Annotated in this window: 12 protein-coding genes; 7 read left to right on the top strand and 5 right to left on the bottom strand. The window is 58.8% G+C overall.

Going from position 1 to position 12146, the window contains the following annotated elements; translation table 11 throughout:
- Positions 1-167: 167 nt before the first annotated feature.
- Positions 168-929: a gamma-glutamyl-gamma-aminobutyrate hydrolase family protein gene (locus AC1D1M_RS26485; protein ID WP_477777933.1), complete on the bottom strand. Its 762-nt coding sequence runs from the start codon at positions 927-929 to the stop codon at positions 168-170.
- 283 nt (positions 930-1212) lie between these two features.
- Between AC1D1M_RS26485 and AC1D1M_RS26490 the strand changes: the two genes are divergently transcribed.
- The 4 genes from AC1D1M_RS26490 (at position 1213) to AC1D1M_RS26505 (ending at position 6538) form a co-directional block, all read left to right on the top strand.
- Entirely contained in the window at positions 1213-2589 is a 1377-nt protein-coding gene (locus AC1D1M_RS26490) for a glutamine synthetase family protein (protein WP_477777934.1), read from the top strand.
- Positions 2590-2797: 208 nt separating this feature from the next.
- Complete coding sequence (locus AC1D1M_RS26495) at positions 2798-4288, top strand: aldehyde dehydrogenase (protein WP_477777935.1); 1491 nt, start codon at positions 2798-2800, stop codon at positions 4286-4288.
- Positions 4289-4341: 53 nt separating this feature from the next.
- Positions 4342-5640 carry an NAD(P)/FAD-dependent oxidoreductase gene (locus AC1D1M_RS26500; RefSeq protein WP_477777936.1) on the top strand — a complete coding sequence of 433 codons (1299 nt, stop codon included), beginning with the start codon at positions 4342-4344 and terminating at the stop codon, positions 5638-5640.
- Positions 5641-5989: 349 nt separating this feature from the next.
- On the top strand, positions 5990-6538 hold the full coding sequence (locus AC1D1M_RS26505) for a cupin domain-containing protein (protein WP_046042404.1): 549 nt from the start codon (positions 5990-5992) through the stop codon (positions 6536-6538).
- Between the two features lie 128 nt (positions 6539-6666).
- On the opposite strand, the gene AC1D1M_RS26510 is transcribed toward AC1D1M_RS26505, so the two are convergent.
- Both AC1D1M_RS26510 and AC1D1M_RS26515 read right to left on the bottom strand, forming a co-directional pair.
- Positions 6667-7374: a CatB-related O-acetyltransferase gene (locus tag AC1D1M_RS26510; protein ID WP_477777937.1), complete on the bottom strand. Its 708-nt coding sequence runs from the start codon at positions 7372-7374 to the stop codon at positions 6667-6669.
- A gap of 208 nt (positions 7375-7582) precedes the next feature.
- On the bottom strand, positions 7583-7876 hold the full coding sequence (locus AC1D1M_RS26515) for a fructose-bisphosphate aldolase (protein ID WP_477777938.1): 294 nt from the start codon (positions 7874-7876) through the stop codon (positions 7583-7585).
- 632 nt (positions 7877-8508) lie between these two features.
- On the opposite strand from AC1D1M_RS26515, the gene AC1D1M_RS26520 reads away from it, so the two are divergent.
- On the top strand, positions 8509-9312 hold the full coding sequence (locus AC1D1M_RS26520; RefSeq protein ID WP_477777939.1) for a hypothetical protein: 804 nt from the start codon (positions 8509-8511) through the stop codon (positions 9310-9312).
- Positions 9313-9345: 33 nt separating this feature from the next.
- On the opposite strand, the gene AC1D1M_RS26525 is transcribed toward AC1D1M_RS26520, so the two are convergent.
- A complete protein-coding gene (locus AC1D1M_RS26525; protein WP_477777940.1) occupies positions 9346-10083 on the bottom strand; it encodes a hypothetical protein in 738 nt (245 codons plus the stop codon).
- 190 nt (positions 10084-10273) lie between these two features.
- Positions 10274-10510 carry a hypothetical protein gene (locus AC1D1M_RS26530; protein ID WP_477777941.1) on the bottom strand — a complete coding sequence of 79 codons (237 nt, stop codon included), beginning with the start codon at positions 10508-10510 and terminating at the stop codon, positions 10274-10276.
- Positions 10511-10845: 335 nt separating this feature from the next.
- Here AC1D1M_RS26530 and AC1D1M_RS26535 point away from each other — a divergent pair, with 335 nt between their 5' ends.
- Together AC1D1M_RS26535 and AC1D1M_RS26540 are read left to right on the top strand one after the other, a co-directional pair.
- Positions 10846-11292, top strand: a complete 447-nt coding sequence (locus AC1D1M_RS26535) for an anti-virulence regulator CigR family protein (RefSeq protein WP_477777942.1) — start codon at positions 10846-10848, stop codon at positions 11290-11292.
- A 120-nt stretch (positions 11293-11412) separates the two neighbouring features.
- Complete coding sequence (locus AC1D1M_RS26540; protein ID WP_477777943.1) at positions 11413-11898, top strand: hypothetical protein; 486 nt, start codon at positions 11413-11415, stop codon at positions 11896-11898.
- Positions 11899-12146 lie beyond the last annotated feature (248 nt).

A 12146-nucleotide genomic window follows, 5' to 3' on the forward strand; every position in this document is an offset into this window, starting at 1 on the left:
TAATAGTGGATTGCAAACCCGCAGCGGCGGGTTAATTCGGCGCCGCCTTCCTGGCTGCCTGGTCGTACTTGTTGTTATCGCAGTGTGTTGTTTCCGCGAGCGGGGCACGCAAAAGCGCCTGCCCGCTCGCGGTGGGCAGTTAATCGTTGGATGTGGGTATCAGGTCGTCAGCTCGAGTGACGCAGCGCCGCCCGTTGTCGGCAGGCTTCGCCGAACGCCTGGAAAATACTCAAATAAGGAGGGTTATCCCGCACTTGCCATTCAGGGTGCCATTGCACGCCGAGGGCGAAAGTCTTGCTGTGCTCGACCGAGATCGCTTCGATCAGGCCATCGGGCGCGACGGCTTCGGCGCGCAGGCCGGGCGCGAGGCGGTCGATGCCCTGGCTGTGAATCGAGTTGACCTGGAACACAGCAGGCAGGTCCAGCGCTTCGAACACGCCACCGGGCTGCACATTCACCCCATGGGCGGGTGCGTATTGCACGGCCAGGTCCGGATGGTCGGCCTCGCGATGATCAAGGAAACCGGGGAGCTCATGGACTTTCTGATGCAGGCTGCCACCGAACGCCACGTTCATTTCCTGGAAGCCACGGCAGATGCCGAGGACCGGAACGCCAGCTGCAATAGCGGCGCGGATCAGGGGAAGGGTGGTGGCATCCCGCGCCGGATCATGATCCGTACCGGGGGCGCTGTCGGGGCCTTGATAGTGGAAGGGTTCCACGTTCGACGGCGAGCCGGTCAGCAACAGACCGTCGAGCTGCGGCAGCAGGTCATCGATTTCGGTCAGTTCAGCCAAAGAAGGAATAACGACAGGCAGCCCCAGCGCCGCAACGCTGACAGCACGCAAGTACTTGTCACCGCTGATGTGGTAGGGGTGCAGGCCAATCTGTTTGACGCACGCAGTAACGCCGATCAATGGCTTGAATGCCATTTTTATCACCTCGAAGTTTGACACTTGAACGAGCTTTTCTGGAGCTTAGCCTTGTTGATTTTAATTAACAACTCTCATGTAAAAAATTCTAAACGCCGCACGTCTGATCTTCAGGATTTACGCGTGTTTGAGGGCATATCTGGCACTCTCCTCCTTCTGGGAGCCCCTAAAATAAACGCTGAACGGCCAGGTGTTCGCTATTGACTTCACTTTGCCTTTCGGATTGACTGGGCTCGTGAAAGGGCGGTGAACATAATAATTAACAGTAAAAAATAGGTGCATCATGTCGGTCCCTCTGCGTACCGTTCAACTCAACGAAGCAAACGCATTCCTTAAGAAATATCCTGAGGTTTTGTACGTCGACCTTCTGATTGCGGATATGAACGGTGTGGTGCGCGGCAAGCGCATCGAACGCACCAGTCTTCATAAGGTTTACGAGAAAGGCATTAACCTGCCGGCGTCTCTGTTTGCTCTGGACATCAATGGTTCTACGGTGGAAAGCACCGGCCTGGGTCTGGACATCGGCGACTCCGACCGGATCTGCTACCCAATCCCGGGCACCCTGAGCATCGAACCCTGGCAGAAGCGCCCGACTGCGCAACTGCTGATGACCATGCACGAACTCGAAGGCGAGCCATTCTTCGCCGACCCGCGTGAAGTGCTGGCCAATGTCGTGCGCAAGTTCGACGAAATGGGCCTGACCATCTGCGCCGCGTTCGAACTGGAGTTCTACCTGATCGACCAGGACAACGTGAACGGTCGTCCGCAATCGCCACGTTCGCCGGTGTCCGGCAAGCGTCCGATGTCGACCCAGGTGTACCTGATCGACGACCTCGACGAATACGTCGATTGCCTGCAGGACATCCTCGAAGGCGCGAAAGAGCAGGGCATCCCGGCTGACGCCATCGTCAAGGAAAGCGCCCCGGCGCAATTCGAAGTCAACCTGCATCACGTGGCTGACCCTATAAAGGCGTGCGACTACGCCGTCCTGCTCAAGCGTCTGGTGAAGAACATCGCCTACGACCACGAGATGGACACCACCTTCATGGCCAAGCCGTATCCGGGCCAGGCGGGTAACGGTCTGCACGTGCACATTTCGATTCTCGACAAAGAAGGCAACAACATCTTTGCCAGCGAGGATCCCGAGCAGAACGCCGCGCTGCGACACGCGATCGGCGGTGTGCTCGAGACCCTGCCGGCGCAGATGGCGTTCCTTTGCCCGAACGTCAACTCGTACCGTCGTTTCGGCGCGCAGTTCTACGTGCCGAACTCGCCGAGCTGGGGCATCGACAACCGCACCGTAGCGGTGCGTGTGCCGACCGGTTCGCCAGACTCGGTGCGCATCGAACACCGCGTAGCGGGCGCCGATGCCAATCCGTACCTGCTGATGGCGTCGGTTCTGGCCGGTGTTCACCACGGCCTGACCAACCAGATCGAACCGGGCGCACCGGTGGAAGGCAACAGCTACGAGCAAAACGAGCAGAGCCTGCCGAATAACCTGCGCGATGCCCTGCGCGAGCTGGACGACAGCGAAGTCATGGCCAAGTACATCGACCCGCTGTACATCGACGTGTTCGTGGCGTGCAAGGAAAGCGAGTTGGCCGAGTTCGAGAACTCCATCTCGGACCTTGAGTACAACTGGTACTTGCATACCGTTTGATGGCCCCGTGGATGGGTGGTGTACACAGAGCCTGTGACACCACCAGTCCCCTGTGGGAGCGAGCTTGCTCGCGATGAGGCCGTCACATTCAACATTAATAGTGACTGTTCCACCGCTATCGCGAGCAAGCTCGCTCCCACAGGTACTGCGGCATTCTGATCCATCACCGAATGGCATCAGTCCGACGATCACTTATCGAGTCACAACCATGACAAACACTCGCAGCGATTGGGAGCAACGCTTCCAGTCCCTAACTATCGAAGGTCGCGCATTCATTGACGGCCAATACTGCGCGGCCGCCAGTGGCGCCACGTTCGAATGCATCAGCCCCGTGGACGGTCGTTTCCTGGCGAACGTCGCCAGCACCGACGAAGCCGACGCCAACGCTGCAGTCGCCGTAGCGCGCCGCACCTTCGAATCCGGCGTCTGGGCCAACCTGGCCCCGGCCGAGCGCAAGCGCATCCTGATCCGTTTCGCCGATCTCATTCTGGCGAACCAGGAAGAGCTTGCCCTGCTCGAAACCCTCGACATGGGCAAGCCGATCAGCGACTCCATGAGCATCGATATTCCAGCGACCGCCAATGCGATCCGCTGGACCGCCGAAGCCATCGACAAGATCTACGACGAAGTCGCCGCCACGCCCCGCGATCAGCTTGGTCTAGTGACGCGCGAAGCGGTCGGCGTGGTCGCGGCCATCGTGCCGTGGAACTTCCCGCTGATCATGGCCAGCTGGAAATTCGCCCCGGCCCTGGCGATGGGCAACTCGTTCATCCTCAAGCCTTCGGAAAAGTCCCCGCTGACGGCGATCCGCATCGCGCAATTGGCGCTGGACGCGGGCATCCCGAAAGGCGTGTTCAACGTCCTGCCGGGCTACGGCCATACCGTCGGCAAGGCGCTGGCGTTGCACATGGACGTCGACGTGCTGGCCTTCACCGGCTCCACGGCGATTGCCAAGCAATTGATGATCTACGCCGGGCAAAGCAACATGAAACGCGTCTGGGCCGAAGCGGGGGGCAAGAGCCCGAACGTGGTGTTTGCCGACGCACCGGATCTGCGGGCGGCAGCACAGGCAGCGGCCAGCGGCATCGCCTTCAACCAGGGTGAAGTCTGCACCGCCGGTTCACGTTTGCTGGTGGAGCGTTCGATTCGCGAGCAGTTCATTCCATTGCTGGTGGAAGCCCTGCAAGCCTGGAAGCCGGGGCACGCGCTCGATCCTGCGACGACCGTCGGCGCGGTGGTCGACCAGCGTCAGCTGGAAAACGTATTGCGCTACATCGAAGTCGGCAAACAGCAGGGTGGTCAACTGATCGCCGGCGGCAGCCGCACCCTCGAAGGCACCGGTGGCCAGTACGTGGAACCGACGATTTTCGACGGTGTGACCAACGCCATGACCATTGCCCAGGAAGAAATCTTCGGCCCGGTGCTGTCGGTCATCACCTTCGACACCGCTGAAGAAGCTTTGGCGATTGCCAACGACAGCATCTTCGGCCTGGCCGCCGGCGTATGGACCAGCAATCTGAGCAAGGCCCACACCTTCGCCCGTGGCCTGCGTGCCGGCAGCGTCTGGGTCAACCAGTACGACGGCGGCGACATGACCGCGCCGTTCGGCGGGTTCAAGCAGTCGGGTAACGGTCGGGACAAATCGCTGCACGCGTTCGACAAGTACACCGAACTCAAGGCGACCTGGATCAAGCTCTAAGACCTTTATAGCGACGGCCGCTTGCACGTTGCCGGCGGCCCTCGGAGAAACCTATGAAACACAGCTCTTCTAATCAACAGCATGTAAACAGCTACTACGCCGCCACCCGCAACTTCACCGGCGATTTCCCGGTGCTGGAAGGGGCGGTGGACTGCGACGTCTGCGTGATCGGCGCCGGCTACACCGGTCTGTCCTCGGCGCTGTTCCTCGCCGAAGCGGGCTACAGCGTGACCGTGCTCGAAGCGGCCAAGGTCGGCTTCGGCGCCAGTGGTCGCAACGGCGGCCAACTGGTCAACTCCTATAGCCGCGACGTCGATGTCATCGAAGAGCGCTACGGCGACAAGACCGCCGAAATCCTCGGCAGCATGATTTTCGAAGGCGCCGACATCATCCGTCAGCGCATACAGCACTACGACATCCAGTGCGACTACCGTCCCGGCGGTATTTTCGCGGCGATGAACAAAAAGCAACTCAAGGGCCTGGCCGAACAGAAGAAGAGCTGGGAACGCTACGGCAACAAGAACCTGAAAATGCTCGACGCGGCCGACATCAAGCGCGAAGTCGGTTCCGATGCCTACGTCGGTGGCCTGCTGGACATGCAGGGCGGCCACATTCACCCGCTGAACCTGGCCCTCGGCGAAGCCTCGGCGATCATCGGCCTGGGCGGCAAGATCTACGAGCAATCGGCGGCGGTGGAAATCACCTACGGCGAGCCAATCACCGTGCGCACCGCAAAAGGTGTGGTGAAGGCCAAGTACCTGCTGATCGCCGGTAACGCCTACCTGCCGCAAGGCCTGGACAACCGCGTGACCAGCAAGAGCATGCCGTGCGGTTCGCAGATCGTCGTCACCGAGCCGTTGTCGGAAAAACAGGCCCGCAGCCTGATCAAAAACAACTACTGCGTCGAAGACTGCAACTACCTGCTCGACTACTACCGCCTCACTGCTGACAACCGCCTGCTCTATGGCGGTGGCGTGGTCTACGGGGCGCGCGAGCCGGATGACATCGAACAACTGATCCGCCCGAAAATCCTCAAGACCTTCCCGCAACTGAAAGACGTGAAGATCGACTACCGCTGGACGGGCAACTTCCTGCTGACCATGTCGCGCATGCCGCAATTCGGCCGTATCGAGAAAAACGCCTACTACATGCAGGGCTACAGCGGCCACGGCGTGACCTGTTCGCACCTGGCCGGCAAGCTGATCTCGGAAATGATCCGTGGTGACGCCGAGCGTTTTGACGCGTTTGCCTCGCTGCCGCACATGCCAATGATCGGCGGGCGCACCTTCTCGGCGCCGTTGACCGCCCTCGGCGCCGTGTACTACTCGCTGCGCGACCGTTTCGGCATCTAAGCTTTACCTCGCCGGCGGCTACTCCCCAAAGGGTGCTGCCGGCTTTTTAACACCAGAAACACCGCCGCCCTTTGTGGGAGCGAGCTTGCTCGCGATAGCGGTCTGACATTCGACATTGATGTTGACTGACCCGCCGCCATCGCGAGCAAGCTCGCTCCCACAGGTCTGTGTCTTGACTCAGAATTATCATCAACAGGTTCTTTTCTTCTGCCGTTTATCGAACCTGCTGAGCATTACGAACAAACGTGATTTAATAGCCGCCTTTCACGTTTCCGGGACCGGAAAACGGCGTGATCCGCGCCTGCACTCCACCCCCATTACCCTTAAGTAGCACGCACATAAGGCTGTCATGGACACGGGCTCACGACTCAAATTAGTACGCGAAAGCTACAAAATGTCCCAGCGCGAGCTGGCCCGGCGTAGCGGCGTCACCAATGCAACCATCTCCCTGATCGAACAGAATCGGGTCAGTCCTTCCGTCAGCTCCCTGAAGAAATTGCTGGAGGGCATCCCCATGTCCCTGGCCGACTTTTTCACCTTCGATCAGCCACCGCGCGAACACCAATACGTCTTCCGCGCCAACGAACAGCCCGACCTCGGCCGCCATGGCCTGCGCCTGCTGCTGATCGGCGCGTCCGTGCCAAGCCGGCAGATGCGCTTGCTGCGCGAGCAATATGCACCGGGCGCAAGCTCCGGCGAAGAGCCGATCGTGCATTCCGAAGGCGAGGAGTGCGGGTTGGTGACACGCGGCACGGTGGAATTGACCGTGGATGGGCAGGTGAGCGTGCTGAACGCCGGGGATGGCTACTACTTCCCGACGACGTTGCCGCATCGGTTTCGTAATATCGGGGCGGATGAGGCGGAAATCATCAGTGCCAACACTCCGGCGAACTTCTGATAACCGCTTTGCGGGCAGGGTTCATCAACAGCCAGCCGTTAAAACCCGCATCTGATGCGGGTTTTTTATCATTCGGATTTGGTTATGGCCTGGCATCTTGAATGTTCAATGGTGGCCATTCCTGCTGTTCAAGACGAAATACTGCACCCTTTGCGGGATATCTCGATCTGTTGGTAGTCGGCGCGCGTTTCTTTCTGCAGGGTGGCCAACAGAGACAAAGTGGCTTGCGGATCATTGAGCGGTAATGTCTTGAGTACCTCGACATCAACATCCCACCACTTGCTGTTGATCAGCGCCTCAATCAACTCGGGTGTGTGCCGATACTTGACAACTTTTGCCGGGGTGCCGGCAACAATGGCGTACGGTGGCACGTCATGGGCAACCAGGGCGCGGGTTGCGATGACTGCGCCGGTGCCAATGGTCACGCCTTCCAGGATCATCGCGCTATGGCCGATCCAGACGTCATGCCCAATCGTGATGTCCGCAACCTCCGGGTCGTAAACCAGCGCAGTGTCGGAATATTGAAAGGGATGTGAACTGAGCCAGTCCAACGGATGCGAGCTCTTTTGTTGGCCGATAAAGCAGCTGCTACTAATGGAACAAAACCTGCCAATGGATGAGACCGCCGAAAGGAAGCAGTCACTGCGGATATAGGTATGCGCACCGATTTCCAGCTTTTTCGACTCTATGACCACATGCCCAAGCGTCACGCCTTCTTCAATGGTCAGTGTCGATCTTTTGTGCAGTGACAATACACCGCCCGCCACTTTGCATTTGTGTTTGCGAATCCATCGTTTCCAGTAACTATTTCGCAAATAACTGATTATTTTTTTCATGAAGAGCTGTCTTGGATATCCGTTATAGGGCTTGGCCTGGCCCCATGAGCCAACAGTCGAGTCTAAATGAATCGGCCGGGGAGATAAATTTTTTAGACGGTATTCAAAAACAGTTCCTGTGCGTCAGTCTGCTGATGGCTGCTAAAGCCAACTGAACGATGGCCATTGAAAACCCGCAGAAATGCGGGTTTTTTGTGCTTGAAAAATGTCACTGCTTCTTCGGCACCTCAAACCCCCGCTGCTCAATCACCCCAAACACATCCCGCACATCCTGCAGCAGAATCCGCGAAATGTTGGTGACGGTGTTGATGTCGTTTTCGGCGTAGTCGGGGAGGCTGGTGCAGGCCATGAGGTTGAGGTATTGCAGGACGGCGTTGAGGCGTTCGGCGGCGCAGTTGTGGAGTTCGCGCAGCGGGGCGTCGCTGTCGATGAGAAGGACGGGGTAGCTGGTGGCGATTTGTTTCATGGGGGTGAAGCGGCGAGGCGGGTTTTGCATTGTCATAAGGTAGAACTCTTCAAAGGATCATGAAGTGCCACCTTTTGCTGCGAAACAAATGGGTGGCAGCTATGTGCGGGTTCGCAGACCGGAGAAGAGTGAAACCGGCAGACCCGAAGGTCTCCCACACACAGCCGCCATAAAACGAAACGGCGGCAAATTTTGCCACAGTTGTCATTTAGCTGTGTTCCATCTTCTACAGGGCTGCGAAACCCTGTCGCCAATTCAAGTCAGCGACGGGCGCACATTAGGCATCGATTACCAGTGCTGCAACCGGCCTGTAGGACGCCAAACGGCCCCTGTGGCGAGCGAGCTTGCTCCCGTTCGGCGGCTCTGCCGCCGTAAAACCGGGCACTGCGATGGGTCTGAGGAAATGAGTTGCAAAGGATCAGGGCCGCTTCGCAGCCCAGCGGGAGCTAGCTCCCTCGCCACAAAGGGACAAGTCCTACAAATTTTTCAGGCGTCAAGATTGAACGTTCGTCGGATGGCGGGTTGCTACCATCGCAATTGCCTGCCGATATCAACACGGCTGCTACGCTTGGTCGTTGCAGTGCCCGAGTCCCATTCCTGCTCACGCTGCAAGGGTAATCACGGAGTGCGACATCCATTCCTGTCGGCAACCTGCACGGAGGCAGGCGATGGTGATCAAAAGCATGGCCGATTCGACTGCGGCGGGGGTTCCCGAGCCGCTCGATCGGGAAGAAATCGAGCGGGTGCTGGCGCTGTTGCTGGTCAGTCCGTTATTTGCCAAGTCCAGGCGCATGGGCAGTCTGTTGCGCTTTCTGGTCGAGCACGACCTTCAGGCTTGCAATACGCCGTTGACCGAACACGCCATCGGCATCGCGGTGTTTCGTCGTGACCCGGCAATGTATTGCACGGGCGACGATCCGGTGGTGCGAGTGCAGGTGGGGCGCTTGCGGCGCAAGCTCGCAGCGCATTACGCCGGCAACGGCCAGCAGGACCCGGTGCGCTTCAGCATTCCACCGGGGTGTTATCGTTTGACCTATCAGCAGCTGCGGCCCAAGGGCGTCGGCACTCGCCATCCTGTGGTCCAGATCCAGCCGTTTACCTGCCTCACCCGCGATGGCGATGACTTTACCCGGGGCTTGTGCGAGGAGTTGAGCTGCCGACTGTTCGAGTCGTTCGAGCAGGCGCAGACCGGGACCAATCATGTGTTGATGCGGGTGGCACGCAGCAGCGAGCCGGTACCGGACTTCAAGCGTGGCGGGCGTTACAGCTATTGCCTGGAGGGCAGCGTGCGGGTCGAGCCTTCGCGGGTGCGAGCGTCATTGCGCCTGGTGGATGTGGCGCAGGGGCGGATTCGCTGGTCGGCGCAGTTCGATCGTGATCGACCCCATGGCATCGCCACCCAGGAGGACCTCGCGCAGTCGATCTGTCGCTCGCTGACGGGCTACTTCGCCACGGCGGGCAAAGAGGAGTGAAAGGGCAACCGCAAGGTTGCCCCGGCATGACGGTTACACGGTTTTCCACTGACCGCCTTCGTAAAGGCGACCTGCGGTGTTATCGAACGTCAAGTCGATTTCGATCGCCTTGGAGCGTGAGGTACTGAACATGGTGCTGGTCTGTACGTTCTGTTCGAACCACACGAGGATGGTTTCCACCGGCGTCAGCACGGTTTCACCGGTGACCACCTGATCCACCGCAACGTAAATGGGGGTGCTGACCTGATTGCCATCAATGCCGGTAGATAGCTGGTTGATACCCGGATGGATGGGGGCGTAGTCGTTTACAAAGGTCATGGAAATGTTCGGCCCCCCGGTAACCGCCGAACTCAGCAGACCGTGCTCATCGAGTGTCGATGTTTGCCCCAGGCCGATATTGACGATGTTGGTCGAGACTTTGACCTGCACATTTGCCTTGAACAGGTTGGACGCAAACAGCTGATATTGAGGCGTCCAGCTGAACTCGTTGTTGCTCAGGTAAGCGTCATAGGACTGCCAGACCACGTTGTAGTCGGCGTCACCCACCTTCTTGGCAAAGCACAGCTTGTAGCCGGACTTCTTCAGCTGCGCCAGGTCGCCGGCGGCGATTTCGATGGTGACGGTTTTTTGCGAAGCTGCCAGGGCTGACCTCAGTACCCGGCCGTAATCTGCCGCCTTCAGTTGCGTTGCACCCATGATCGACTTGACGGCTTCTTGCACATCATTGTGAAGCTGCTGGCTCTGTTGGCTGACAGCGATTGATTTGCTCATGGTTTCCCTCTTCCTTGGTGGTGTGTTGGACAATCAATGGGTTGCTGGCGCCTGGCGCTGCAGTCCATTGACGGCTTCACTCTAGGGGCGAGGGGCAGGGCGGCTAAGTGTCGTGGTGTTACAAGCGGGTATCGGGGTTGTATCAGGGGCTGAGTCAGCGGGGCAGCCGATCGGCCGCCCCGCCTTGACCTCAGGCGGCCTTGGCATCGGCCCAGACGAAGTTCCAGCTGGTGCGTTTGCCCTTGGCGATCTCGATCAGCTTGTTCTCGTACACCGTGTGATTGACCACGCCGGTGTAGGTCAGGGTGCGGGCGGCATTGGTCCCGGTGACCTCGCCCGGCTTGCCGCCCGACTCGACCATGGCTTTTTTCATGTCGATATCCGACGGGGCGCTGCTCTGGTTTTTTTCCACTTTGACGAAACTCATGATTCACCTCTTCCGTGATGGGGGGATCGGTGCCAGCGCGGGCCGACAAGTCGACGACCCTGTTCCACACCGACGGCCATACTCTATTGGTCAGCTCGGCGGCGCAGAAGTGACAACTGCGGCGCTGAGGTAACAATCGGGAAACAGCGCCACGCACTGAAGTATCTGCGACGTATCAAGATGCCTATAATCGACAAGCCCCATCCTCCGGCAAATGCCCGCAAGGCTTCGATCGGATGAGCGTAGACGGTTTGGCGGTGGGTGACTTCATGGAACCAACTTCGTCTATAAAGTCTAAATTTCAGGGACTATTCCCCACCACGAAGGAATGAATCATGTTCAGGACTCGATCATTGATTGCAGCTGTTACCTGTTTGACTCTGGTCTGCGGCTCGGTGACGGCGCTGGCCGATCCCGGTAACGGCCAGGGCAACGGGAAGGTCAACCATGGCAACCAGGGCAGTCATGGCAACAAGAACAAGAATTCCGGCGGCGGGGACTGGAGCAATGGCCCGAGCATCAACCGTGGCAGCGTGCTCGAGATCATTGGCGTGAATACCGGCTACTGGAGCCCCGGATCCGACTTGCCACCGGGTATTCAAAAGAACCTTGCCCGAGGCAAACCACTTCCACCCGGCATCGCCAAAAAACTGGATGGCCGACTGGTCGGCAGGCTGCCCCACTATGACGGCTACGAATGGCAGCAAGTCGGCACGGACCTGATCCTGGTTGCGCTGGCCACCGGGCTTGTCTATGAAATTCTCGACGGTGCGTTTGATTAAAGTGTGGAAGGTAGTCTTCCCGCTGATTCAAGGTGCTCCAGCCGTTTGTCGTGGTACTTGAACTGTTGGAGGGATATCGCGTCATACGTCACGCGATATCAACCTCCTACGGAAGCAATCATGCTTTTTAAAAACAAGAGTCTCGTTGCTGTAATGTCATGCGCCATGATGCTTGCAGCCGCCCCGTTACTCCCTGATAGCCTGTCGATCATGGGTTCGGCATACGCGAAGGACGGTGGCGGTGGTGGTGGCGGCGGTGGCGGCGGTGGAAATGGTGGCGGAAATGGCGGCGGAAACGGCGCAGGCCACGGCGGCGGTATGGGTGGCGGACACGCCGGTACAGGCCACTCCGGCAGTAACGGCCGCGGTAACGGGCTGGACAGCGACCATGCCGGCAAGTCCGTGCGCGACCGTGGCCTGAGCGGGAACCACTACGGTAGTGAGCGCAATGATGATAACGGTCATGGCACCACGACCTCGGGCCTCGCCCACTCCGATACCCGTGGCGTCGCCAAGGCCAGCGCTATTTCGGCCTCGACCCCGGGTGAGCACAACACCAAAGGCTTGAGTAAAGCCGGGCTGTCGACCTCGAAAAAAACCCATTGAGTTCGCAGCGGTAGAGATCAGATTCTGAAAAGCCAAAAACCCGCTGGAAGGCGGGTTTTTTTATACCCGGAAACTGATCAACGGCCACCGCACATCTTGTTCCCCGCCAGCCATCACTCAAAACCTGCCCCCCAGGTTCGCCGCACAACGGGCATTGCACGGACAGAAAACGAGCCGCCCGGACACATCGCGCAGTGATTTGCCTGCGCGGGCGATTTGTCATGTTCAGCGTCATTTCAATGTAGATA

The organism is Pseudomonas sp. P1_F7 (genome assembly GCF_056405655.1).